This window comes from Paenibacillus hebaui (assembly GCF_051934385.1).
Lineage (GTDB): Bacteria > Bacillota > Bacilli > Paenibacillales > Paenibacillaceae > Paenibacillus.
Genome location: NZ_CP196836.1, coordinates 2445326 through 2470116 on the forward strand (window position 1 = coordinate 2445326; position 24791 = coordinate 2470116).

General features: G+C 46.2%; 22 protein-coding genes and 1 pseudogene. 20 read left to right on the forward strand and 3 right to left on the reverse strand.

What is annotated here, in order from left to right:
• The first annotated feature begins 349 nt into the window (after positions 1-349).
• The 11 genes and pseudogenes from ACR32F_RS11225 to coaD all read left to right on the forward strand — a co-directional run bounded on the left by ACR32F_RS11225 (position 350) and on the right by coaD (position 12703).
• Entirely contained in the window at positions 350-1633 is a 1284-nt protein-coding gene (locus tag ACR32F_RS11225; RefSeq protein WP_440119786.1) for an extracellular solute-binding protein, read from the forward strand.
• A 141-nt stretch (positions 1634-1774) separates the two neighbouring features.
• On the forward strand, positions 1775-2665 hold the full coding sequence (locus ACR32F_RS11230; RefSeq protein ID WP_036610887.1) for a carbohydrate ABC transporter permease: 891 nt from the start codon (positions 1775-1777) through the stop codon (positions 2663-2665).
• Positions 2658-3488: a carbohydrate ABC transporter permease gene (locus ACR32F_RS11235; RefSeq protein WP_062833750.1), complete on the forward strand. Its 831-nt coding sequence runs from the start codon at positions 2658-2660 to the stop codon at positions 3486-3488. The genes ACR32F_RS11230 and ACR32F_RS11235 overlap by 8 nt, the downstream gene beginning before the upstream one ends.
• Positions 3489-3645: 157 nt before the next feature.
• Positions 3646-6708, forward strand: coding sequence for a glycoside hydrolase family 2 TIM barrel-domain containing protein (locus ACR32F_RS11240; RefSeq protein WP_440118781.1), 3063 nt, complete (start codon positions 3646-3648; stop codon positions 6706-6708).
• 153 nt (positions 6709-6861) lie between these two features.
• Positions 6862-7167, forward strand: coding sequence for a hypothetical protein (locus ACR32F_RS11245; protein ID WP_440118782.1), 306 nt, complete (start codon positions 6862-6864; stop codon positions 7165-7167).
• A 130-nt stretch (positions 7168-7297) separates the two neighbouring features.
• Positions 7298-7582, forward strand: a complete 285-nt coding sequence (locus ACR32F_RS11250) for a hypothetical protein (RefSeq protein WP_440118783.1) — start codon at positions 7298-7300, stop codon at positions 7580-7582.
• 60 nt (positions 7583-7642) lie between these two features.
• A complete protein-coding gene (locus ACR32F_RS11255; protein ID WP_440118784.1) occupies positions 7643-8005 on the forward strand; it encodes a hypothetical protein in 363 nt (120 codons plus the stop codon).
• Positions 8006-8459: 454 nt separating this feature from the next.
• Positions 8460-8634, forward strand: a pseudogene (locus ACR32F_RS11260) (IS4 family transposase); the annotation flags it as partial.
• A gap of 131 nt (positions 8635-8765) precedes the next feature.
• The gene (locus ACR32F_RS11265; protein WP_440118785.1) at positions 8766-10973 is read left to right on the forward strand and encodes an NPCBM/NEW2 domain-containing protein; all 2208 of its coding nucleotides are present in this window, start codon (positions 8766-8768) and stop codon (positions 10971-10973) included.
• Positions 10974-11586: 613 nt separating this feature from the next.
• Entirely contained in the window at positions 11587-12195 is a 609-nt protein-coding gene (gene rsmD / locus ACR32F_RS11270; RefSeq protein WP_440118786.1) for a 16S rRNA (guanine(966)-N(2))-methyltransferase RsmD, read from the forward strand.
• Position 12196: 1 nt separating this feature from the next.
• Positions 12197-12703, forward strand: coding sequence for a pantetheine-phosphate adenylyltransferase (coaD, locus tag ACR32F_RS11275; protein WP_440119788.1), 507 nt, complete (start codon positions 12197-12199; stop codon positions 12701-12703).
• Here the strand turns inward: coaD and ACR32F_RS11280 are convergent.
• Positions 12681-14000, reverse strand: coding sequence for a nucleoside recognition domain-containing protein (locus tag ACR32F_RS11280; RefSeq protein ID WP_440118787.1), 1320 nt, complete (start codon positions 13998-14000; stop codon positions 12681-12683). The two genes, coaD and ACR32F_RS11280, sit on opposite strands and share 23 nt — an antisense overlap.
• Positions 14001-14193: 193 nt before the next feature.
• Here ACR32F_RS11280 and ACR32F_RS11285 point away from each other — a divergent pair, with 193 nt between their 5' ends.
• Positions 14194-15234 carry a SepM family pheromone-processing serine protease gene (locus ACR32F_RS11285; RefSeq protein WP_440118788.1) on the forward strand — a complete coding sequence of 347 codons (1041 nt, stop codon included), beginning with the start codon at positions 14194-14196 and terminating at the stop codon, positions 15232-15234.
• Positions 15235-15527: 293 nt separating this feature from the next.
• Here the strand turns inward: ACR32F_RS11285 and ACR32F_RS11290 are convergent, their stop codons facing one another.
• Together ACR32F_RS11290 and hmpA are read right to left on the reverse strand one after the other, a co-directional pair.
• Entirely contained in the window at positions 15528-16760 is a 1233-nt protein-coding gene (locus ACR32F_RS11290; protein ID WP_440118789.1) for a nucleotidyltransferase, read from the reverse strand.
• A 353-nt stretch (positions 16761-17113) separates the two neighbouring features.
• Positions 17114-18355 (reverse strand): NO-inducible flavohemoprotein, encoded by a 1242-nt coding sequence (hmpA, locus tag ACR32F_RS11295; protein WP_440119790.1) that lies wholly within the window; start codon positions 18353-18355, stop codon positions 17114-17116.
• Between the two features lie 446 nt (positions 18356-18801).
• On the opposite strand from hmpA, the gene ACR32F_RS11300 reads away from it, so the two are divergent.
• The 8 genes from ACR32F_RS11300 (at position 18802) to acpP (ending at position 24789) form a co-directional block, all read left to right on the forward strand.
• Positions 18802-19308, forward strand: a complete 507-nt coding sequence (locus tag ACR32F_RS11300) for a YceD family protein (RefSeq protein ID WP_440118790.1) — start codon at positions 18802-18804, stop codon at positions 19306-19308.
• Between the two features lie 188 nt (positions 19309-19496).
• Complete coding sequence (rpmF, locus tag ACR32F_RS11305) at positions 19497-19670, forward strand: 50S ribosomal protein L32 (protein WP_017689233.1); 174 nt, start codon at positions 19497-19499, stop codon at positions 19668-19670.
• Between the two features lie 447 nt (positions 19671-20117).
• A complete protein-coding gene (gene fapR / locus ACR32F_RS11310; protein WP_063564670.1) occupies positions 20118-20666 on the forward strand; it encodes a transcription factor FapR in 549 nt (182 codons plus the stop codon).
• Positions 20663-21658 carry a phosphate acyltransferase PlsX gene (plsX, locus tag ACR32F_RS11315; protein ID WP_440118791.1) on the forward strand — a complete coding sequence of 332 codons (996 nt, stop codon included), beginning with the start codon at positions 20663-20665 and terminating at the stop codon, positions 21656-21658. Before fapR ends, plsX begins: the two co-directional genes overlap by 4 nt.
• 8 nt (positions 21659-21666) lie before the next feature.
• On the forward strand, positions 21667-22656 hold the full coding sequence (locus ACR32F_RS11320; protein ID WP_440118792.1) for a beta-ketoacyl-ACP synthase III: 990 nt from the start codon (positions 21667-21669) through the stop codon (positions 22654-22656).
• A gap of 27 nt (positions 22657-22683) precedes the next feature.
• Positions 22684-23616 carry an ACP S-malonyltransferase gene (gene fabD, locus ACR32F_RS11325; RefSeq protein WP_440118793.1) on the forward strand — a complete coding sequence of 311 codons (933 nt, stop codon included), beginning with the start codon at positions 22684-22686 and terminating at the stop codon, positions 23614-23616.
• A gap of 37 nt (positions 23617-23653) precedes the next feature.
• A complete protein-coding gene (gene fabG / locus ACR32F_RS11330; protein ID WP_440118794.1) occupies positions 23654-24403 on the forward strand; it encodes a 3-oxoacyl-[acyl-carrier-protein] reductase in 750 nt (249 codons plus the stop codon).
• 152 nt (positions 24404-24555) lie between these two features.
• Entirely contained in the window at positions 24556-24789 is a 234-nt protein-coding gene (acpP, locus tag ACR32F_RS11335) for an acyl carrier protein (RefSeq protein WP_024630176.1), read from the forward strand.
• The last annotated feature ends 2 nt before the right edge of the window (positions 24790-24791 follow it).

The window sequence follows — 24791 nt, forward strand, 5'->3', positions numbered from 1 at the left end:
TCTAGATCATATATAACGAAGAGTCTTCCGGATGCTGCATGATGCAGAAGTAGGGAGGCTTTTTTTATTGCAAAATGATATCCATCCAATGAAGAAAAGAGGACTTTGGTAAAAATTCAAGATGAAGATCGTACAAAATCAAAAGAAATTACAAAAAACCAAATTTAATGCAAGCGGTTTCTGTAAAGGTTTTCATTGTGGCAATAAGATGACAAATCCGTACAAAATTATTACTAACGAATGGAGATATGGGAATGATAAGATGAATACATCGAAAGCAACCGCTTTCAGAAAACGCAAACAAATTACACACAAAGAGGTTGAAGGGGAGTTGAATGTTTTGAAAAAAATGTGGGTACTGATGCTCGTTACTGTCCTGCTGTTGTCCGCATGTTCATCTGGTGGCGGAGGTAAAACTACCAGCGGTGGCGACGAAAAAACAAACGAAATTACGATCTGGGCTTGGGACAAAGCGTTTAACGTAGCTGCAATGGAAACAGCAAAAGAAGCATATCAAAAAGCAAATCCTGATGTGAAAATTAACATCATTGAGTACGCTCAAGCTGATATCATTCAGAAACTGAACACAGGTTTGAACTCCGGAACTGCCAGCGGTCTTCCAAACGTAGTTCTGATTGAAGACTATCGTTCACAAAGCTTCTTGAATGCATATCCTGATGCGTTCAAAGATCTGTCTTCCAGTATCACGGCTTCCGATTTTGCAGATTACAAACTCGGACCAACAGCGTTTGATGGCAAACAATACGGAGTACCATTTGACTCCGGCGTTGCTGGTTTGTACTACAGAACAGACCTGCTGGAGCAAGCTGGCTACAAAGCAGCTGACCTGCAAGACATCACTTGGGATGATTACATCCAAATTGGTAAAGACGTAAAAGCTAAAACAGGTAAAGAGCTTCTTTCTCTTGACCCGAATGACCTTGGTTTGATTCGTATGATGATCCAAACTGCAGGTAAATGGTATTCCACAGAAGATGGTAAAACACCTGACATTGCTACTAACGCTGCACTGAAAGAAGCTTTCATCACATACAAAGCGATGATGGATGCCAACATTGTTAAATTGCACTCTGACTGGAGTCAATTCGTTGCCAACGCCAATAACGGTAGCGTAGCAACAATTCCTACAGGTAACTGGTTCTCACCATCTGTACGTCAAGAAGCTTCCCAATCCGGTAAATGGGCTGTAGCTCCAATGCCGAAAATGGCTGGTCAACCAAACTCTGTTCACGCATCCAACTTGGGTGGTAGCTCTTGGTATGTTATGAACAACGTTCCTGGTGCAGATCAAGCAGCTGATTTTGTAGCAAAAACATTTGGTTCTGACAAACAATTGTATCAAGATCTGTTGAACAACATCGGCGCAATTGGTACGTACAAACCAGCAGTTGATGGCGAAGCTTATGCGAAAGCAGACGAGTACTTCGGCGGACAAAAAATCTTCACAGACTTTGCGAATTGGACGAAAGAAATTCCAAGCGTAAACTATGGTATCAACACATATGCCATTGAAGATATTCTGGTTGTAGAAATGCAAGCATTCCTGAACGGTAAATCAATCGATGACGTTCTGGCTGATGCACAAAAACAAGCTGAAGCACAATTAAACTAAGATACCCAAGGTAACTTATAGAACCCTAGGAAACATCGGAGCCGTCTCCCATGTCCGGCGCAAGTCGAACCGGATATGGCGAGAGGCTCCGTGGGTTCTACCCATGTTCCATGGAGAGAGAGGAGCCATACTGTGAAAGCCATGAATACAGGAGACAGTCTCCAAAAGAAAAATAATTTGACTGGATGGGCTTTTGTTTTGCTGGCTGTTGTCGGGATTGTTGCATTTTACTTCTACCCGATGATCCAAGCGCTGCTCTTATCGTTCAAGTCTGGTGTAGGAGCCAATCTTGAATTTTCGGGCCTTTCTAACTACAAAAGATTGTTAGTTGATACAACGTTCCGTACAGCATTATCGAATACATTTATCTACTTGATTATTCAAGTGCCTGTAATGATTATTCTCGGTCTGTTTATTTCCGTATTGCTGAATGACAGCACACTACGCTTCCGGAGCTTCTTCCGTACTGCGATTTTCTTGCCTTGTGTAACTTCATTGGTAGCGTACTCTGTTGTATTTAAATATTTGTTCGCACCAGATGGAATGGTGAATCAATTCTTGATGGGCTTGCACATTATTGGCGATCCAATTCAATGGATCACAGACCCGTTCTGGGCTAAAATTACGATCATAATCGCCGTTACTTGGCGTTGGACCGGATATAACATGATTTTCTATCTGTCATCCCTGCAAAACATCGATCAATCGATCTATGAAGCTGCAAGAATTGACGGAGCGAATGCTTTTACACAATTCTTCAAAATCACAGTACCTTTGCTTAAACCGATTATCCTCTTCACGTCCATCACATCAACGATTGGTACATTGCAAATCTTCGATGAGATCATGAATATTACCAAAGGTGGTCCAGGTAATGCGACCATGTCGATTTCACAATACATCTACAACCTTTCGTTCAAATATTCACCTGACTTCGGTTATGCAGCAACAGTGTCGTATTCCATCGTAATCTTGATTATTGTATTGTCCATCATCCAGTTTAAAGTGGCAGGTGATAATAAAAATGGCTAAAGCTAAAGCAAAACGGATTTTCACATATGTGTTCCTATCCATCGTCGCCTTTGTATCCATTTTCCCTTTCTTCTGGATGCTGGTCAGTTCAACAAATGCATCAGTCGATGTCACCAAGGGTAGACTGCTGCCCGGGTCAGCTTTTATTGATAACTTCAACAAACTGATTGATTCGACAAATCTGGTACAGGCTCTCGGAAACTCGGCGATTATCTCTGTAATCTCCACTGTCTTGGCACTGTTTATTGGTTCCATGGCAGGTTATGGCTTCGAGGTATATCGCACGAAGTCCCGTGATGTCGTTTTTAATATCCTGTTGTTATCCATGATGATCCCGTTTGCAGCGATTATGGTACCACTGTATCGTATGTTTGCAACAATCTCGGGAGTTGCACCGGTTATCGGAATCAACACGATGGCAGCAGTGATCCTGCCAACCATCGCAACAGCGTTCCTGATCTTTTTCTTCCGTCAGAACACCAAAATGTTCCCGAAAGACTTGCTGGAAGCTGGACGTATTGATGGTTTGAGTGAACTCGGCATCTTCTTGAAGATCTATATGCCAACCATGAAAACAACATATGCAGCGGCAGCAATCATTACATTCATGAGTAGCTGGAACAACTATCTGTGGCCACTCATTGTATTGCAAACACCTGACCAACAAACGATTCCACTGTTGATCTCAAATCTTGGTGCTGGTTATTCTCCGGATTACGGAGTAATCATGACAGCAATCGTGATTGCAACACTGCCTACAGCAATCGTTTTCTTCATCATGCAGAAACATTTTGTCGCAGGTATGGTGGGCTCTGTGAAATAATGGAATAGCAAGATAAACTCGAAATAACGGGTTGCGGGGAGTGTGGAGGATGCCAGAAATGGCGTGCCTCTGCCTTTCTGTATGTTTGCACAAAATGGAAATAAGAAGTCTTTGAAGTAGAAATATACAATGAAGATGAAGAGGGAGAGAGAGCCGAATGAAAGCAACACAAGCAGATATCAACTGGCTGGGTGATGTGAGTGTATACGAGGTGAACCGACTCAAAGCCTACTCGGATCATCGCTATTACCGTACGATGGAAGAAGCACAGAAATCCGAAACGATGGCCATGCGCTACGATTTGAATGGCACATGGAAGTTTAATTATGCCATTCGTCCGGACTGCCGCGCAGAATCCTTTTACCAACAGGATTTCTCCAGTGAAGGCTGGGATGATATAGAAGTTCCGGGGCATATTCAGTTGCAGGGATACGGTCAGATGCAATATGTAAATACCCAATATCCTTGGGACGGATTAAACGAGCTGCGCCCACCAGCATTGCCACAAGACAAAAATCCGGTTGGCAGTTACATTCGTACGTTCCATCTGCCGATAGGCTGGCAGAACAGTCCGGTATATATATCTTTTCAAGGTGTAGAATCCGCATTCTATGTGTGGTTGAATGGACAGTTTGTTGGATATGGTGAAGATAGCTTCACCCCATCAGATTTTGATCTAACACCGTTCCTTCAGGACGGAGAAAATAAACTGGCCGTTGAAGTGTATCAACGCAGCACCGGAAGCTGGTTGGAGGATCAGGATTTCTGGCGTTTCTCGGGGATTTTCAGAGACGTGTATCTGTACACGGTTCCTACTGCCCACATTCGGGATGTTCGAGTTGTGACCGATCTGGACAAGTCCTACACAAACGGTACATTGAACCTGGAGCTGAAACTGGAAGGCAAGGCTGCTCAGGGAGCCAAAGTTGAAGCTGAATTGCGTGATGCTGAAGGCAGTACGGTTAAAGTATTTGGCGGGACTGAGGTTACCAACGGTTTTGTGCAGCTTCGTGAAGAAGTCGGTAACGTAAATCTGTGGAGTGCGGAGATTCCGTATCTGTATCGTTTGTATATTCGTGTATATGATGCAGCAGGTGAGTTGGTAGAGGTAGTACCACAGTCGGTTGGTTTCCGTACGTTTGAAATGATTGATAAGGTGATGCACATCAACGGTAAACGTATCGTGTTCAAAGGTGTGAACCGCCATGAATTCACTGCACGCCGCGGACGGGCAGTGACAAAGGAAGACATGTTATGGGATGTACGTACGATCAAACAGAACAATATGAACGCTGTCCGTACATCACACTATCCAAACCAAAGCCTGTGGTATGAGTTGTGTGACGAATATGGCTTGTATGTCATTGATGAAATGAACCTGGAGACCCACGGGTCGTGGCAGAAGCTTGGTGCAGTGGAGCCTTCATGGGTTATTCCTGGCGACAAACCGGAGTGGCATGATATCGTGATGGATCGTGCCGTATCGATGGTGGAGCGGGATAAAAACCATCCGTCCATTCTGATCTGGTCTTGTGGTAACGAATCTCATGGCGGTGAAGTCATCTATAAAGTTTCACAATATTTCAAATCGGCTGATCCTACACGTCTTGTTCATTATGAAGGTGTGTTCCATGATCGTCGTTTCAATGATACAAGTGATATGGAGTCCCGCATGTATGCCAAGCCGGCTGACATTGAGGAGTTCCTGAACGCTAACCCGGATAAGCCTTATATTAGCTGTGAGTACATGCATGCCATGGGTAACTCTATCGGCGGTATGCACAAATATACGGAACTGGAAGACAAGTATCTGATGTATCAGGGTGGATTTATCTGGGATTATATCGATCAATCTGTTTACAAAAAAGACCGTTATGGTAAGGAATTCCTCGCCTATGGTGGAGATTTCGGCGATCGTCCGTCAGACTATTCATTCTGTGGGAATGGGATTGTTCATGCGGACCGCAAAGTGACAGCAAAGATGCAGGAAGTCAAATTCCTGTACCAAAATATCAAACTGTTCCCGGATCGGGAAGGCGTCAAAATCATAAATGGCAACCTGTTTGCAGATACGTCGGCACTTGTGTTGGCATATAGTCTGGAGCGTGATGGTCACGAAGTGCTGCGCGGAACGCTTGATGTGAATGTAGCTCCACAAAGCGAAACGCTTGTGAAACTTCCACTGAATGCAAAAGAGCTGACGGGTGGCGAGTACGCAGTGAATACCGCGCTTGTGTTGAAAGCATCTACGCTCTGGGCGGAAAAAGGGGAAGAAGTAGCATTTGGACAGTTTATCTTCACACAAGATCATGTGACTGGTCAATCTGGCGAAACGGTTGTGACGGATCTGAATCTGGTTAACGATATTCAGATGGTTGAAGGGGACGTTAATATTGGTGTAAAAGTAGGTCAAACCCACGTCCTGTTCTCCAAGGCATTCGGAACACTGGTATCCCTGAAGCTGTCAGGTCGTGAAACGATTGCTCAGCCTCCTGCACCACTGTTCTGGCGCGCTACAACCGATAATGATAAAGGAACGGCCATGGGCTTTGAGCTTGGCGCTTGGTATGCGGCAAGTCTAATGCCAAGATTTGTGGATTGGAAAGCGGAACAGTATTCGGATCAATACCGCATCGAGTTCACGTACCAGCTTAATATTTCCGCAGATGTACAAGTGAAAGTGGCTTATACGGTACGTGCTGACGGAAGTCTGCATGTGCATAACATGTATAGAGGGGTAGCCGGATTGCCGGATCTCCCGATTTATGCCCTTTCCTTCAAGACGTCACCAGACTTTGAAAATGTGGAATGGCTGGCGATGGGACCAGAAGAAAACTATGCGGATCGTGCATTTGGCGCACGTCTGGTCAACCATGATCGTAAGGTAGCGGATACGGTTGCCCCATATCTTGTACCGCAGGAGTCGGGGAACCGTACAGGTGTACGTTGGGCCAAACTGACTGACAACGCGGGACGTGGTTTCCGAATTGAAGCCTCCGCAGCTCCGGTCGAGCTGAATGTCTCACCATATACAGCATTTGAGCTGGAGAATGCTCAGCATGTGTATGAGCTTCCTCCGGTGCATTATACCGTCGTGACGGTGGCTGGCAAACAAATGGGCGTAGGTGGAGACGACAGCTGGGGTGCTCCGGTTCATCCGGAATACCGCATCGCTGCGGATAGCGAGCTGCAATTTGAATTTGTCATTCGTGCACTGTAGTAGAGGGATATTTTAGAATAGGAAACAGAGGTCTTCGATTGTTGGAGGCCTCTGTTTTGTTGTGCCAATGAAGAGTTTGGGGTGTGCACTATGAAACCGTTCTCGTTCCAAGTTCGTAATGTACGGGACATGAGATGAAAGAGGGGAATTATTTTGAGCAAAAAAGCAAAGACGGGTATATGGGTGACGGTGTTGGTCTTTCTGGGCATTATTGTTGGATGTTTCATATGGTATTTCAATACCGCTTCAGGTGAACGTGCACTCAAAACGATGAAATCCAATAATTCTGGCGGTCTGGAACGAGTGGTTAAAGTGTACAGTGAAACGGGTGAAATGATTCAGACCTATGAAGGCAAAATTGACGTGCAGGATACCGAGTACGGGAATAAAGTATTATTCGATCTCGATGGGAAACGCATTGTCATCTATAATGCAACGATTGTTGTTGAAGAAAAGTGATCATTATAAAGTGAGGGAAGAGGGATCAAAGCAAATGAATGTTTGGTGCCACACAAGGGGGGGGTACTAATATTTTTTCAGCTTATCTGGTAAAATAATGAAAATGGTTAAATTAAGTGGGGATGATTTAATGGATAGTCAAATGTGGATCGTTATACTCGCTGTTGTGGGCATGGTTACTTTTTACGGTTTGGTTGGCTTCTTTCTGATTCCGCTGATCTCCAAGAAGGTCTTCAAACGGACATTGGATAGAACGCAGGTCATACAGATCATCCTCTTGCTGGCAATTCTGTTAGTCGGTATTCAATCGATTATTTATAAAAGCTGGAGCACGACTTTGCCATTACTAGGTATTCTGTTGCCGATTTTGAGCCTTCAGATGTCTCGTAGAAATAAAAAAAAGAAGGTTGAATGATTCAGGGTTGCTTCTATAAAGACATTAGAGAGAGGAAGATGAACAAGGAGGAGCTTCATTATGATACTGGGCAAATCAACCGACACTTCAGGGTTAACACAGGTTGCCAATCTATCGGACGAATTGCAGCCTGTTTTTGATAAAGCAGAAAGCAAATATCAAGCGTGTGATATTGAGATGTTCTTTGTTTTCAGATGTCTTCCTGAAGATTACGAGAGAAGGTCCACGGTCAGGTATGCAAAGAAGGACAATACGATTTACTTTGATCTGACGGTCAGCGAAGGTCAGTATCAAACGTTAAGTAAAAGCAAACAACGATATGAGTTGAGTCATTATTTCTATGCTTTTATGTGTGAGAAGATTAAGAAATACAAGATCGAATATTTGAATGTTGATGATTTTACCCATGATATGGAAGTATAGCTTAGGGAAATCGGATGGTTACAGACTGAATTGGAAGCCAGTATGAACGAATATGAAGTGTAGTGATAACAAAAGGGCCCTTTTTCGAGGGCCTTCTTTATGTCTCATTTGTTTAAAGCGAAACTGCGTTAATATTGTATAAAATTAGGTGAGAAAAACACAAGCTTATGAGTTTGTTTTCATTGAAGATTTAGTTCCTCAGGGATCAATCGCTTCGCAAGGTAGATACATATATTGATTAAGATGATTTTTTTGGTACTTCTATGGCATTTGTTCCGATGAAACGGATCAATCATGAGCCATTTTTTTATTTACTGGTAACTATCGCACTTTATATTAAAATTAAAGGTATTAAAAGAAGAATAAAGATGTAATTGGAGAAATAGGATTAATGGTGTTATTTAATAACGGTGCTCACGCTGGCTGGTCAGACGGTTTTAACTTCGCTCCGTTCGATGTGGATTTCCAGACGGCACTTCAACAACTCATGAGTCTATCTCTTGAGATATCTCAAGCCAAAACTAATAAGAAAACTAAACGACTGTTTTTTTTGTCAACTACAAGAATGGATCTCTGGTTTGCCCAGCTATATCAAGGGTTTGTTTGGGGATTTAAGCTGTGAAAGTTGAATGAATAAATAGTGGGAATTGTAATGCAATAGATCTTATTAGTCTGAAATCTATTGAGTACTTACCAAGATGGATATGCCGGCATTTAAATGCCAGCTATGCATAAATTTAATTTATTTCAGGAGGATTTGATGAGAAAACTTAAGAAGTCACTTCAGGTTTTATCTCTTATGGTGGTAACAGCAACAGCAGTTGTAGTACCTGTCTCGGCATCTGAGGTACTAGCCCAAACTTCAGAGGCAGCCGTCACACAGCAAAGTAATCTTGTTGTTCAGCGAAATTTTGAAGTAAAAGCTCTTGGAGATATATGGGCGGAAGGTGAGCGAGAGCGCAGAGCGGCGGGGTATGCAGATGCGCGAAAAATATTTCAGCCAACAGGTCTATATGCAAAAGCTAATGAACAAATTAAGATTGAAGTCTCAGGTAACAAACCAATTACAGCGGTTATTGGGACACATCGTCATGATCAAGAGTGGGCGATTCGGTATCCATTACAAGCAGGTATAAACACAATTTCCTCACCAAATGGCGGTTTGTTGTCTTTTGATAACAGCAACAATGAAGGTAGTATTCATGTAAATGTAGTGAGTGGGGGGAGTCCAGTTCCATTCTTTGTATTAGGCAAGAACACAAAAGCGGATTGGCAGGAAATGGTGAATGCTTATCCTGATGCACCCTCTGTTGTTCTTCAATCAGAAAAAGCTCTCTTAGTCTTCACGTATGCTTCTGCTAGAGACCATATCTTGAATCAAGACCCCGTTCCTGTTTTACAGACTTATGATACGTTTATTGGAGCACAGGATAAAATTTCTGGACTATCAAATTCTGATTCTGATCCTAGACATCATTTAGATAAACATTTGATTGGCATTATTGAGCAACCAAACTACACAGGCGGAGCATATGCATATGCAACTTGGGATGGGGCGATTATGCCTACAAGTACTGGAGCAAACGCCGATTCTTTAGACCTCACAAGAATGGGTTGGGGGCAGTATCATGAAGCAGGTCATTTGAGACAACAAGGACCCTGGACTTGGGATGAGATGGGTGAGGTGACCGTAAATCTATATTCTCTAGCTGCTAAGAAGGCTCTTAAACCTACTGAGCCTGCAAGGTCACCATTTGAGTACTTTACTGCTTTCACGTTTGTAGATCAGCCAACCAAGAATTTTTCAGACTCTAATTCAAAATTAGAAATGTTGTGGCAACTTGATCTTGCTTTTGGGGATAACTTCTACCCAGATTTACACCGATTATATCGTGAGACGGCAAAAGCTGATTTGCCAACTACAGATGATCAGAAAAAACAGGCATTTATTCTAAACACTTCAAAAGTAGCTCACTATGACTTGACGCCATTCTTTGATAAATGGGGTTTGTCTGCAACAAATGAAACACGAAACAAGATTAATTCATTGAGTTTACCTCTTCTAACTGCACCAATTTGGTTTGGGTCAGAATATAACATCATTAAACCGACGGATGGAATGGATAAGGTAAAAAGTATCATTGGGGTAACAACAAATAGCCAAGAGACTTCAAGTGCTAATAATGCCGCAATAAATGCATTTGATGGAAATACAAGTAGTATCTGGCACAGTGAATGGTCTAAGCAAAATCAATTTCCTTTCAATATTACAGCAAAGTATGCAACTCCGCTAACTTTCAACAAGCTGACATATTTACCACGCCAAAGCGAAGAAAATGGAATTATTACAAAATATAGAATCCTAACTAGTCTTGATGGGGTATCTTTCTCTGAGGTTGCAACAGGCACCTGGGCAAAGGACAACACAGAAAAGACAGTAACTTTCACACCTACGCTTGCTAAATATGTTCGACTTGAAGTACCTCAAGGCGGTGGAACAAATGGTTTTGCCTCTGCAAGTGAGATTAAAATCTTTGAAACACCACAACCTGTTACAACGTATCTTAGCGATATGGATTGGTTTTCTGCCACAACAGGTTGGGGAACAATCCAAAAAGATCGTAGTGTTGAAGGAAAAACACTTACGTTAAATAACAAGACCTATACAAAAGGTTTGGGCACACATGCTAACAGTGAAATTGTCTACAAACTGGATGGGCAGTACACATCCTTTGCCGCGCTAGTTGGGGTAGATAATGAGGTAGGTACTGTAGGTTCTGTGGAGTTCCAAGTTCAGGTAGACAATCAAGTTGTATTCTCTAGTGGTGTAATGCATAATAATATAGAACCAAAAGAGGTACACGTTAATCTTTCTGGAAAGAATGAGCTAAAACTTATTGTAACAGATGGTGGAGATGGTATAAATAGTGACCATGCCGATTGGGTAAATGCTCGTCTTACCAAATAGTATTGTAAGGTTAAAGCATGTCAACAAGTGCGGGGTCATTCCCAATGTCATTCAGATAAGGTACAGGGCCAAGAGCGGGCTATCGAAAAGATAGCCCGCTCTTTTTTTGTTATGGCTTTAGCCAGTGAAGCGATGACAAACAAGAGCTACAGCCTAGCTCACACAAAATTGTGATGAATGGAATGTTAAAAGATTTTGATTTCAATAATAGAAGCAATTTATTCCAAGATTGCCGCCTCCTCTCCTAGTTGATGAGGAAGCCAATAACGGATATGATAATGACATTCAATCGTTAGAAATGAACAAAAACCTTTCTGAATCAATGTTTAAACAACAAAAGCAGGCCCTCTTTCGAGGGCCTACTTTTCATGGGAGAGGAGAAACCGGACGAAGAGCTTATGGGGAAACGTAAGTCTTCTCCGCGGTTGTCTACGACACTTGTGATGTCGATAATTACAGGATGGCCGGAAAACTTCCTTTTTATACATCTGCGTCAACAATTAGTCAACATTTTTCTTGGGAGAAACTATACAGACTATTTTTCAAACCGATCCCGATTGTGGTACGATAACCGTATCAATAAACTTACATAGAGAGAAAAGGTGACTCATCAGTGAGAGTGGTATCTGGGATTGCAAAGGGCAGACCGCTGAAGGCTGTTCCTGGCACAGGAACGCGGCCAACCACCGACAAGGTGAAGGAAGCGCTGTTTAGTATGATTGGTCCTTATTTTGAGGGTGGTACAGCATTGGATCTGTTCGCAGGCAGTGGTGGTCTCGGTATTGAGGCGCTGAGTCGCGGCATGGACAAGGCTGTTTTTGTTGATTTGGAATCGAAGAGTATTGAAGTGATCCGTGCCAATCTGAAAGCGACTAAGCTGGAAGATCAGGCGGCTGTATATCGGAATGATGCCGGTCGTGCGTTGAAGGCGCTCGCCAAGCGAAGCACCCAATTTGACCTGGTATTTCTTGATCCGCCCTACCGTATGAAAAATGGGGACGAGTTAATGCTTACGATGCACGAACTGGACTTGCTTGAACCCGAAGCAACCATCGTGCTTGAATATGAATCCAAACATGATTACCCTGAGCAATTCGGCCCGTTTGAACAAACGCGGAAGGCTTTGTATGGGGAGACGGCAGTATCCATCTATTATTATGCGCCTGAAGCTGTGGAAGATGGAGAACTCAGCACACCGGAAGAGGAGGCTCCTCATGACTGAAATGATACAACGGCAGGAACGCATCGCCGTATATCCAGGGAGTTTTGACCCTGTAACTATGGGCCATCTGGATATTATCGCAAGGGCGTCGAAGCAATTTGACCGTGTCATTGTGGCTGTTCTGAATAACATGAGCAAGAATCCATTGTTTACGGTGGAAGAACGCAAAAGCCTCATTACGGAAGTCACGAGGCATCTACCGAATGTGGAGGTGGACAGTTTCCGCGATCTGACGGCCAACTACGTCCGGCAAAAAGATGCTCAGGTCATCGTCCGCGGTATCCGTTCGGTGACTGACTTCGAATATGAATTGCAGTTGGCTTCCACCAACAGCAAGCTGAATCCGGATGCGGAAACGATTTTTATGATGACCAATCCGAAATATTCTTATTTGAGTTCCAGTATCGTCAAGGAAATTGCCCACTATCATGGAGATGTTACGGATCTGGTTTCACCTGAAGTGGAAGCTGCGCTTCGGCAGAAAATCAGCGAGAAATCCGGCGGTTGAACCAGAAGGTCAGCCCGGATAGGCTGATCATGACGGCGAGCAGCAGTGCCAGACCAATGCAGGCTGCAGGAAAAGCGCTCCATGCGGTTTCAATCGTGTTTGAAGGGTTCCCATGGAATGGGGACTGCCCAGGCAGGAGGAGTGTCAGACCCTTGCCTGGATTCGTTTGAAAAGTGGTCCAGACCTCAGAGGTGTAGCGGCTAAATGGCACCCATGAGAACAGACTGATGAAAAATGCGACCAACCCATGAAGCAAGCGTACTCCTGCAAAGTACAACATGGACGTTGTAGCAAGTCTGGCTGCTTTCAGTACAGAGGACACTTGCAGATGAGAGCAAAGACCGCCCCAGCCAAGAACGGCTGCAAGCAAAGACATCAGGATAACAGGTGTCAGTTGGCTCTGACTCAGGTGGTAGGTTCCCAGATGGAGCTCCAGTATGGCGGGCCACAGACTCACTGAAGCGCCGGGGGTGAGATAAAGCGTGAGCAGGCGAACAAATACGGCAAACACAATCATGTACCCTCCGGTCATCATTAACGTTTGCACAGCTTGGGAGACCGTGTCACCAAGCAGTTTGCCGAACCCGCGTCCATCACGCTCCTGGGCCTCCCGGGCTGAGAGCATCATAAGGGACCATAGGCTGCGTCGTTTGAACGAAGAATGATGGTTAACCGATAGGTCGCCTTTCGGACCAGAAGTATTCCTCGTGCGCTCTATAGGAGCTGTAGTGGAGATCACACGTGTGCCGCGTTTTTCTGCCATGGGTAGAAGGCGTATCCCGATCATGGCGGCGATCCAGCCACTAACCCAGTGAACCCCCAGAAGGAAATATCCGGCAGCAGGTTGATGGAGAAAAGCAGCACCAATGACCAAAATAATCATCATCGGATTGGTGAAATGAGCCGCGGCTGCCAGAACTCCTGCCTGTTTGGCGGTAATTTGTCGATCCTGGACTAAGCGAGAAGCGGTATCCGCTCCTGCGGGAAAGCCGCCGCACATGCCAACAGCGATGGCTAGTCCGGCTTTGCCAGGCAGACGGAACCAACGTTGCATCAATGGCCCCAGCAAGACGCCGAGGGCGTGGGTGAAGCCAAATGCGGTCAGCATTTGGGATAACATGAGGAACGGAAGCATCGCCGGAAAGATGATTTTCCACCAAATATCCAAACCTTGAATAGAGGCATCAAATGCTTCTTTGGGAGACACAACTACTGCAATTACTAGCAATATAGCGCCAGTGCTTAGAAGTACCGTTCGTAACGGGCTGGAACCGGTAACCTCGCTCTGTATTGTCATCGTTTCACCTCAACCTCTATTATAGATCTCTGAATGGTTATGGACGGCCGAATGACGTCCGCAGACGGTTCGGCCTTGACCGGATAAGCTGTTGTAAACAGCGGCCTATCCGGCCTGTACCATTGTATGCGGATAGATGAGGATGTTAGACTTATAATTATGGATAGAACCACAAAGAACGGGGGCTCACGCGATGAATCGTATTCGGAAATCTGGCGGATTCAGAGCTTCGATCTTTGTGATCGTGGTGGCTCTAGTCGTCTATGTTGCGGTGTATATGCCAACGCCATATATTATTTATATGCCTGGCAGCGCCGACGAAGTAAAACCCATGGTTACCGTGAAGGATGGAGACATGGAAGAACATGGTGTGTTTATGATGACGACAGTGTCGGCAACGTATGCCAATGTGTTTTTACTTGGAACCTCTTTGTTTAACCGGAACGCACAAGTTGATAAAAAAGAAGACCGGCTACGTGGCAAAAGTGAAGCGGAATACTCTGCGGAACAAGTCTGGTTCATGAGTGACTCCCAATCATCGGCTATGGAAGCTGCTTATGAGCAGGCCGGAGTGAAGTATTCGATTGTGCCTGAGCATATTTTTGTGTTTGGGCTTTCGGAAGATCCGAAACCCAAGGGAGATATTGCTCCGGGAGATATTATTTTAGGTGTGAACGGAACGGCCACTCCAGACAATACTGTGCTGTCTGCGCAGTTAAAGGATCAAAAAGCTGGAGATACGGTCGAAATGCAATTGGAACGTGGCGGGGAGACCATAAGCCGGGACGTTCAACTGATTGAAGTGAAAGACAGCAAAACAGGTGAGACCCGAGCGGTATTAGGTGTTATGATCGGAACGGTTCAAAAAGTGAAAGCAGAAGATCCGGCTAAACAAATATCCTTCACGGATACTCAGGTAGGGGGTCCATCTGCCGGCTTGATGTTTACGCTGGAGATTTATAACCAGTTGACCCCAGGAGATCTGACCAAAGGTCATCGGATTGCGGGTACAGGCACGATTACCAAAGAGGGTGTGGTTGGTGCGATCGGTGGCGTTGTGCACAAGATTGTCGCAGCAGACCGGAAAGATGCGGAGATTTTCTTTGTGCCGAAGGATAATTATAAGGAAGCAGAAGCGAAGGCTGAACAGATCGGTACCCAAATGAAACTGGTCCCTGTCAGTACGGTTGATGATGCGCTGGCTTATTTGAAAACCTTGTCCGTCAAATCATAAAACGATCATATTCTTCGAATAGAATAGTCTCAGTGAACCAAGAATTCATGTGAAATCCCCTTATTGCAATCATGCCTAACCAGGCCGGCAATAAGGGGATTTTGAGTTTAGTAAATATGGAATAACGGATCTTCGAGTGAGTCTGATATCTCCAGTAGCCCATAATAGAAGCATTCAGTACGCAGCGATTGAATCCAGTAAATAGATATCAACCACTCCATCCACATGACATGAAGGTCTTGGAGTTTGTTTATGTTAATACCGTTTCATTTTCGTTAAAACGGTAGGCAGCGCTAGAGTCTTACTGGCGGTTCATAGTAGTCGCTGTACATCATACGTGTATTGGTGTGTTCACAGCCAAGGGTGTATGCTGCCTGAGCCTGCACATCCAGTTCAAGCTGATTGTGGGTGAAGGTTGATGGTTTTAACAAAACAGGTAGAGAAGCGGTTTGTTTCATCCGTTTCAGCAGGCTCTGTCCTTGCGAATTAAACCCAAGCACCCGAAGATATCCGGGCCCTTCAGCCAACTTTTCTGGGGAACCATCCGCCTTGGTGTGATGGAGTAGTAAATGGGTGAGCATGCGCTGTAGCTTCGTACGTGTGTAACGTTTTGTCTTAAGTGCGTCCAGCAATGCCTCGACTGAAGCTTCTGGAAGCTGAGCGAGCGTGCGGCTCAGCCGGTGTTCGAGCCCTTCCGTGACCTCGGCGATCTCCGCCAGCTCGGAGGCACGGCGGGTCGCCGCGATGTGCAGCAGCGGCTGTGCAAAGCGCTCCCAGTGCACGGGAGCGCGCCTTTCTTGCCATTCGCGCTGCAGAATGGCAAGGGTTGCCGCCGGCACGTATGGCGCGGCGGCTTCGGGGCCGTCCGCCATCAGCAGGCGGCGGACGGCTGTTGCACTGGCGATCGCTCCCGGCCCGGGCGTCGCCTCATGATACGCGGCACCGGTACGCGCCGCCGTAAAAGGCTGGATCGCGCTGCCGAGTCGTTGCAGCGCGATCAAGTAATGCAGCCCAAGTGAATTGTTGGGCTGCCCCAGCAGTGCAGCGGCGTCGCGAGCATCGACGCCGCCGGGCGCCAGTGCCGCCGCCGCGCCTGCGTACGCGGCGGGGTAGCTGGCGCCTTCCCGCAGGCGGCGCGCGATATCCTCGCGCAGCCCTGCGGGCTCCACAGCCAGCACGCGCGCAATGCGCTGTAGGCTGTCCAGGTCGCCGGACTCGCTGCCGAAGCAGAGCGAGTCCACAACGCCGGTGCGGTGCAGCAGCGATACCGCACCGAAGGCGAACCACTCGGCCGGTTGCACAGCATAAGCCACCGGCAGTTCAAGCACCAGATCGGCGCCTGCATGAAGCGCCATCTCGGTGCGAGCCCTTTTACCCACGATGGCGGGCTCGCCACGCTGGAGAAAAGGGCCGCTCATCACGGCAACAACAGCATCTGCTCCACTGAGCCGCCGAGCTTCACTCAAATGATAGACATGCCCGTTGTGTAAGGGATTATACTCAACGATGACGCCAACGGCTTTCATATAAGAACGCACTCCTTTCGAACACGATGGGGATCGGTATGTATAGCAGTTTAATATATAATCCAAATGGTTCAAGCGCAGGTATATATTTTCAGTTATATATTTAATGTAGAACGCTCTCTGTAGCATTCTCAAATAACGTTACTCAGTTCCATCATAGGGGATGAGCTGGCATTTGATCAAATCAGGTCGCCATGAAGACAATCGAAAAAGACGCGAATCTAACATCTGAGGATGTCAGAACGCGCCTTTGAGGTAATGAGAGATTATCATTCAAACCATTTTGAAGCTGATTCAAGAGATGTGCTCATTCATTCAAATCCATATAAGTTCCTTATTAATAGACAGGCCGCTTACACACTCTCCGTCGAAGGGACGAGGCTCGCTTTGGGTCCAAAAAACTCATAATGTATATCGTCTGGTGCAACGCCAATGGCTTGGAGCGCCGTATAAACTGCTCGCATGAACGAAACCGGCCCGCACAAATAATAGGTGGCATCCTGTTCTCCGATCATCTGGCGAAGCCAGTCTGCATCCATATAACCTTCCTTGTCAAAATATGCGTTCTCACGGTCAGAAGCGGTAGGCTGTGTATAACAATAGTAAGCTTGAAGCGTTTCGTGGCTTTCTGCCAGTGCGTTCACATGTTCCCGGAATGCATGGGTTCTGCCATTGGCCGTTGCATGTAAAAATGTGATGTTTCGTTTGTCCTCAAGGTTAACAAGGGAATTTAACATGCTGATCATTGGTGTGAGCCCGACACCGCCACTAAGGAGCACAACAGGGCGCTTGTCCTCCGCGTTCAGGGTAAAGTCGCCAGCGGGGACAGAACACTCAACAAGGCTACCCTCAGCAATGTGTCCGTGGAGATACGTGGAGATGACCCCGTCAGGACGCTCCATCACAGCACATTCACGTTTAACGGAAATACGGTAATAAGGTTTACCCGGGGCATCCGAAAGGCTATACTGACGAATCTGGGTATAAGCATGTCCTTCCGGGTGCAGTCGGATACTGATGTACTGTCCCGGTTCATGACTGGTAATGGGCAGACCGTCCTCCGGAAAGAGATAAAAGGAAGTGATGAATTCACTCTCCTGTACTTTTTTGGCAACCTTGAAGGAACGGAATCCTTCCCAGCCACCCATCTGGTTTTCCGCTTCCGTATACATGTCCTGTTCGATGCCGATAAAGGCATCTGCAATCACATTGTAGGCTTCACCCCAAGCCGTTATAATCTCATCGGTGGCGGCATCTCTAAGTACATCTTTGATCGCTTGAAGCAGGTAAGTGCCAACAATCGCATATTGCTCTGGAACAATGCCGAGGCTGCGATGTTTATGTGCAACTTGCCGTACAGCAGGGAGGATGGAGGCCAGATTATCGATATGCTGGGCGGCGGTGTATACCATGTTGGCTAAGGCTGCTTGTTGTCGTCCCTGTTTCTGGTTGGCGTGATTAAAAATATTCAGGAGCTCCGGGTGATGTTTGAACATCGTTTCATAGAAATGGCGTGTGATGGCTTCGCCGTGGACTTCAAGTACGGGTACCGTTGATTTGATTACATTAATCGTGTGTTGACTTAACATGGATATTCCCTCCCGATAGTGAAAGACGTATTTGAATAAATCGGTGGTGGAAGCTTATCGTGTCGGTTTATAGCAAGTATAGATAGGGGAGTTGAGGGCTCGTGTGATATAGATCACACGAATCGTTAACGAATTGTGACCGGTACTGCATGCAAAATGCATGACTTGTAGTTTCTCTTACACTAAGCCTATAATGTATCAGAGATTGTGTGCGGTTCTGCATCATCATTTTTAAAAAGGGTGTAAAGTTAAAAGTGTTGACAAACGTCTTGAAAAGTCGGTATAATGATTTTTGTTTGTTAAGTCAATTTCATAATACTTTTAACGATGAATCGTCAGAATACATACAGTCAGGATATGATGTGTTTCAAAGAGTCAGACTTGGTCTGTATAACTGTCGTAATGCGTTTGATCTAAAATTATGAGATTGGTTTCGTTTGGAGTGATGGAAAATGTTAATGCCATTTCGCAAAGTGGCTACCAGTGATGGTCCCCTGCAGTTTAATGAACAGTGGGATATCAAGGAACTGGTTTCTAACCGACAAGATATCACAGCCGTTACCCTGCTGACTGCGGATTTATCTGCAGAGTTCAGAGAGGGAGACGTTGTGGATGTTCATGGCAAGCTGACAGCAGGAGTGGACATGTTGTGCTCCCGGTGTCTTAAGCCGATTAATGAACATTTTCATATTGATTTTCATGAGCAATTCAAGCAGGGAAAACAGCCAGAGGAATTGCACGAAGACGACGATACTTTCTATGTGGATGGAGATAGCGTTGATCTGAAGGGTTATGCTGAGGAAGCTTTTCTGCTGAATCTTCCGTTTATACCGCTGTGTAGCGATACATGCAAAGGGTTATGCCCTAAGTGTGGCCATGAGCTGAACGAAGGGGACTGCGGTTGTGATAACCGAGTTATCGATCCGCGGCTTGCAGGGCTCAAGGATTTTTTTAAATGAGCATGATTGAAAATCGAACATTGTAACAACTAGGTATTTTGCATAAATCAAAGAGCGACTTTCAATCAGCAAAATATTGGATCGGAATGGTTTAGTTCGTCCATATTTTGTTCCCGTGAGCGTATAGATCGAATTATGCAAAATACTAATTACCTGCAAAGGTTTATTTTGATAAGGAGGTGGGAATAATGGCAGTACCTCAACGGAGAACATCCAAGACGCGTCGCGACAAACGTCGCACTCACTTTAAATTGGCAGTACCGGGTATGGTGAAATGTGAACAATGTGGCGAGCTGAAGCTGAGTCACCACGTATGCAAAGTGTGCGGAACGTACAAAGCAAGAGAGATCATCTCTCAATAATAGCTAGACATTAAGTAGCACTTCATTCCGATGAGGTGCTACTTTTTTTGGATTATACATGGTAAGAGAAGCTACTGTTACATACCTCTGTTCCCATTCGCGTTCAGATAGACAGAGGGTTTTCCTAACATGAACAGCTTGCTATCTACAAAGTGTAGGGCTTTGAAGTCAGGCTCCCCAGAGTGAGATTGTTTTTGTACAGCCAGCCTTTCTTTTTGACACGGGATGAGATATACTATAGTTTAGTACCAGGTTCTAAGATTTGGCGTTACATAAACATAAACCATGATTCGTGGTGAACGACCCTGTGACCAGGGATGCAACTATAGAAGTAACATGGAAAAAGGGTTGAACTGACCCGATGGGACGGTTCCTTAAACGATACAGCGGGGGGTGTCAGGCATCGAACGTGTACCGAAGAGACAGAGGCAGCAGCAGCTGACCAAAATGATCGAAGACAACCCGTTTGTGACGGATCAGGAACTTACACGCCAACTGAAGGTAAGTATTCAAACGATTCGTCTCGACAGGCTGGAGCTTGGAATTCCCGAACTTCGGGAGCGGATGAAATTGATGGCAGAGCGTTCATATGATCAGGTGCGCTCTTTGCCCCTACATGAGATTATCGGTGATATTGTGGACTTGCAGCTGGACAAGAGTGGGATTTCCTTGTTTGAGATTAAGGAAGAACACGTATTTTCGAGAACGGGCATTGCTCGAGGGCACTATGTTTTTGCGCAGGCCAATTCCCTGGCTGTAGCCGTAATTAACGATGAGATCGCTTTGACCGCTTCCGCAGACATTCGTTTTGTCCGCTCGGTTCATTTGGCAGAGAAATGTATTGCAAAGGCATATGTAAGGTCGATCCCGGGTCAAAAGGGCAAGGCAAAAGTTGAAGTGTTTACTTATGTTGGGGAAGAAATGGTGTTTCAAGGCAACTTTGTAATCTACCATTCAGGTGGAGAAGACAGCGTAGAAGGAGGACATTTGGGATGAGAATCGTCATTGATGCCATGGGGGGTGACAATGCACCCGCGTCAACCGTAGAAGGTGCGATTGCTGCCGCTAAGGAATGGGCGGATACAGAGATCGTCCTGATCGGCGATGAAGCCAAGCTGGAACCCCTTCTGAGTCAGTTAGGTGTTAAACCTGCCAACTTGACGGTTCGGCATGCTTCCGAAGTGATTGGTTCGGATGACGAACCGGTCAAAGCTGTCCGTCGCAAGAAGGATGCCTCCATGGTAGTGGCAGGTCGCATGCTGAAGGAAGGCGAAGCGGACGCCATGATCTCTGCGGGTAATACGGGAGCGCTGATGACAGCGGGATTACTTGTGGTAGGACGCATGGAAGGCATAGAACGTCCGGCGCTTGCGCCCATGATTCCAACGATCGATGATGTGGGAGTGCTTGCGCTCGATCTTGGAGCAAACATGGATGCCAAGCCGGAACACCTTGCACAATATGGCCTGATGGGAAGTTTGTACCGGCAGAAAGTACAGGGGATAGAGTCCCCGAGAGTAGGATTGCTCAATGTGGGAACGGAGCCAGGCAAGGGCAATGAGTTGACCAAGCATGCGTATCCATTACTGGAACAACTTCCAATCCGATTTGTCGGTAACGTGGAGGCTCGTGATGTACTTACAGGGGCTTGTGATGTGTTAGTATGTGATGGCTTTGCCGGAAATATATTACTGAAATCATTGGAAGGCACAGCAGGTGCCATTTTTGCCTTGCTTAAGGAACAATTCTCATCGTCGCTCAAAAGTAAACTGGCTGCCGCAGTGCTCATGCCTGAGCTGCGTGGTCTGAAACGGAAACTGGATTATACCGAGCATGGCGGTGCGCCGCTTCTCGGTCTGAGTAGACTTGTGGTGAAGAGTCATGGATCGGCTGATGGCAATGCCATCAAAAATGCTGTACGCCAAGCGCGGATTGCAGTACAGAACGAGCTGGTGGAGAGCATATCTAAGGAAATTAGCGGGAAGTGAGTGACGACATGAATAATTTGCGCCCGGTAGGGATTATTGGTACAGGGAAATATGTACCTGAGAAAATTTTGACAAACAGCGATTTGGAAAAAATGGTAGATACGAATGATGAGTGGATCGTCAGCCGCACAGGAATCAAGGAACGTCACATCGCTGCACCGGATCAGGCGACTTCAGATCTGGCATACGAGGCAGCGATCAAGGCCCTTGAATCTGCTGGCATGACGGGCAGTGATCTCGATCTGATCATTGTAGCAACTATTACACCGGATTCTTCATTCCCATCGACAGCCTGCATTTTGCAGGACAAACTGGGTGCCAAGGGTGCTGCGGCATTTGACTTGTCTGCTGCTTGCTCCGGATTTGTATACGGCTTGGCGACAGCGACTAGTTTCATTAAAAGCGGTATGTACAATAATGCTCTTGTTATTGGTGCGGATTGTTTGTCTCGTATTACGGACTATACAGACCGTAACACCTGTGTACTGTTTGGTGATGGTGCAGGCGCGGTTATCGTGGGCGAAGTGCCGGAAGGCCGTGGATTCAAATCCTTCGACCTCGGAGCTGAAGGGGCGGGCGGTAGCTTGCTTCAAATGGAAGGCGGCGGTTCCCGTCTGCCTGCATCCGCAGAAACGGTTGCGAATAAAAAACATTATATTTACATGAACGGCCGTGAAGTATTTAAATTTGCAGTACGCGTAATGGGCACGGCTACAGTTGAAGTACTGCGCAAGGCTGGCCTGGATCGTACAGATGTAGATCTGTTTGTTCCTCACCAAGCGAATATTCGCATAATTCAATCTGCGATGCAACGACTTGAGCTTCCGGAAGAGAAGGTTGTGGTCAACGTGGATAAGTATGCAAACACATCCGCAGCTTCGATTCCGCTTGCTCTGGTAGAAGCCGCTGAAGAAGGTCGCATGAAAGCCGGAGATACTGTCCTCATGGTTGGTTTTGGTGGAGGACTGACTTGGGGAGCATCCGTACTCGTTTGGTAGACAAGACAACTGGGAGAGATGAATGGCATGGGCAAAATAGCATTTGTATTTCCGGGACAGGGATCGCAGAGGGTAGGAATGGCGAAGGACGCTTATGAGTCCGTGCCAGCGGCAACGGAAATTTTTCGCACAGCTGATGAAGCTTTGGGCTTCTCGCTGAGCAATCTGGTGTTTGAAGGACCAGAGACCGAGTTGAAACAGACATCAAATACACAACCGGCTCTGTTGACAGCAAGTATCGCTTTGCTCGAAGCTTTTAGAGAAAAAGGAATTCAGCCTGACTATACGGCTGGACACAGTCTGGGTGAATACAGTGCACTGGTGGCAGCGGGCGTTCTTTCGTTTGCTGATGCAGTGAGCATTGTGCGGGCTCGTGGTCAGTATATGGAGCAGGCTGTACCGGGTGGACAAGGAGCAATGGCTGCTGTGTTGGGTGCGGATCGGGAAGCGCTGGGGGTGCTTTGCCGGGACGTATCTGAAAGTGGTTATGCCGTTGAACTTGCGAATATAAACTGTCCGGGACAAATCGTGATTTCGGGTGTCAAGGAAGGCGTGGCTGCTGTCTCGGAACGAGTGAAGGAAGCGGGCGGCAAACGCGCCATTGCACTTGAAGTAAGCGGTCCGTTCCACTCTTCTTTGATGAAAGGTGCAGCTGAGAAGCTGGAAGAAAAACTGAAAATCGTTACGTTCTCACCGGCAGTGGTTCCTGTAGTCGCTAATGTGACTGCAAGACCTGCAGAGGACGGACAGATTCAGGATTTGTTAACGGCTCAGGTCTATTCTCCCGTATTATGGGAAGACAGTGTGACATGGCTTATTGAGCAAGGTGTGGATACCTTTGTTGAGATTGGATCTGGCAGTGTATTGACCGGTTTGATTAAAAAAACAGATAAAACCGTAAAACTGTACAATGTGAACAGTCTTGAAACGCTCGAAACAACGGCAAATGCGCTGAAGTGATTAACAAGGATTAGATTTGGGGAAAGGAGGAATGATTATGTCTAAACCATTAGAAGGCAAAAATGCACTTGTTACCGGGGCATCCCGTGGCATTGGACGCAGTATTGCACTGGCACTGGCTGAGGCTGGAGCAAACGTGGCCGTGAATTATGCGGGCAGTCAAGCAGCAGCTGAGGAAGTGGCGGAAGCCATTCGTGCCAAAGGGGTCAAGGCGATAACACTTCAAGCGAATGTTGGCCTGATGGATGAAGCCGAACAGATGGTCAAAGCTACGATCGAAGCATGGGGCAACGTTGATATTCTGGTGAACAATGCGGGGATTACCCGCGATAATCTGATCATGCGTATGAAAGAAGAGGAATTCGATCAGGTTATTGAAACCAATCTCAAAGGTGTGTTTAACTGCCTTAAGGCGGTTACACGTCCAATGATGAAACAACGGTCGGGAAGAATTATCAATATCTCCTCGGTTGTGGGCGTGCTCGGCAATGCTGGACAAGCGAACTATGTTGCTGCCAAAGCAGGAGTAATCGGTCTGACGAAGGCATCTGCCCGTGAGCTGGCCTCCCGTGGAATCACAGTTAACTGTGTTGCACCAGGTTTTATTGAGACGGATATGACAAAAGAGTTGTCTCAGGAGCTGGTGGACGGTATGCTGAGTGGTATTCCGTTGTCCCGTTTGGGTCAGCCGGATGAAATCGCCGGTGTGGTCACTTTCCTGGCTTCACAAGCTTCATCTTATATGACAGGGCAGACACTGCATGTTGATGGTGGCATGTACATGTAATTCTTCCCAGACTTGAACAATAGTCGGGGAACAGGCGCTGGACGATCCGAAATGTCGGAAAAAGGCTGGGTTCCCCGGCCGGGAGCCGCATATGTCTTCTATGGCATTTTGCCTGCGATTCTCGTATAATACCAAAGAAGGAGGTGAACCGGATGTCCGATGTATTGGAGCGTGTAAAACGCATCGTCGTCGACCGCTTGGGCGCAGACGAAGCTGAAGTTACACTTGAAGCATCTTTCAAAGAAGATTTGGGTGCTGATTCTTTGGATGTAGTGGAATTGGTCATGGAATTGGAAGATGAATTTGATTTGGAAATCTCTGATGAAGATGCAGAAAAAATCACGACCGTAGGTGAAGTTGTAAACTACATACAATCTCATACCTAAAG

Bases quoted from the DNA above. Each gene is read 5' to 3' on its own strand.
- ACR32F_RS11225 (WP_440119786.1), top strand. From the start codon at position 350: ATGTGGGTACTGATGCTCGTTACTGTCCTGCTGTTGTCCGCATGTTCA.
- fabG (WP_440118794.1), top strand. From the start codon at position 23,654: ATGTCTAAACCATTAGAAGGCAAAAATGCACTTGTTACCGGGGCATCC.
- ACR32F_RS11235 (WP_062833750.1), top strand. From the start codon at position 2,658: ATGGCTAAAGCTAAAGCAAAACGGATTTTCACATATGTGTTCCTATCC.
- rpmF (WP_017689233.1), top strand. From the start codon at position 19,497: ATGGCAGTACCTCAACGGAGAACATCCAAGACGCGTCGCGACAAACGT.
- ACR32F_RS11280 (WP_440118787.1), bottom strand. From the start codon at position 14,000: ATGACAATACAGAGCGAGGTTACCGGTTCCAGCCCGTTACGAACGGTA.
- fapR (WP_063564670.1), top strand. From the start codon at position 20,118: ATGATCGAAGACAACCCGTTTGTGACGGATCAGGAACTTACACGCCAA.
- plsX (WP_440118791.1), top strand. From the start codon at position 20,663: ATGAGAATCGTCATTGATGCCATGGGGGGTGACAATGCACCCGCGTCA.
- ACR32F_RS11300 (WP_440118790.1), top strand. From the start codon at position 18,802: ATGTTAATGCCATTTCGCAAAGTGGCTACCAGTGATGGTCCCCTGCAG.
- ACR32F_RS11290 (WP_440118789.1), bottom strand. From the start codon at position 16,760: ATGAAAGCCGTTGGCGTCATCGTTGAGTATAATCCCTTACACAACGGG.
- ACR32F_RS11250 (WP_440118783.1), top strand. From the start codon at position 7,298: ATGGATAGTCAAATGTGGATCGTTATACTCGCTGTTGTGGGCATGGTT.
- acpP (WP_024630176.1), top strand. From the start codon at position 24,556: ATGTCCGATGTATTGGAGCGTGTAAAACGCATCGTCGTCGACCGCTTG.
- ACR32F_RS11265 (WP_440118785.1), top strand. From the start codon at position 8,766: ATGAGAAAACTTAAGAAGTCACTTCAGGTTTTATCTCTTATGGTGGTA.
- ACR32F_RS11240 (WP_440118781.1), top strand. From the start codon at position 3,646: ATGAAAGCAACACAAGCAGATATCAACTGGCTGGGTGATGTGAGTGTA.
- ACR32F_RS11285 (WP_440118788.1), top strand. From the start codon at position 14,194: ATGAATCGTATTCGGAAATCTGGCGGATTCAGAGCTTCGATCTTTGTG.
- coaD (WP_440119788.1), top strand. From the start codon at position 12,197: ATGATACAACGGCAGGAACGCATCGCCGTATATCCAGGGAGTTTTGAC.
- ACR32F_RS11320 (WP_440118792.1), top strand. From the start codon at position 21,667: ATGAATAATTTGCGCCCGGTAGGGATTATTGGTACAGGGAAATATGTA.
- ACR32F_RS11255 (WP_440118784.1), top strand. From the start codon at position 7,643: ATGATACTGGGCAAATCAACCGACACTTCAGGGTTAACACAGGTTGCC.
- ACR32F_RS11230 (WP_036610887.1), top strand. From the start codon at position 1,775: ATGAATACAGGAGACAGTCTCCAAAAGAAAAATAATTTGACTGGATGG.
- fabD (WP_440118793.1), top strand. From the start codon at position 22,684: ATGGGCAAAATAGCATTTGTATTTCCGGGACAGGGATCGCAGAGGGTA.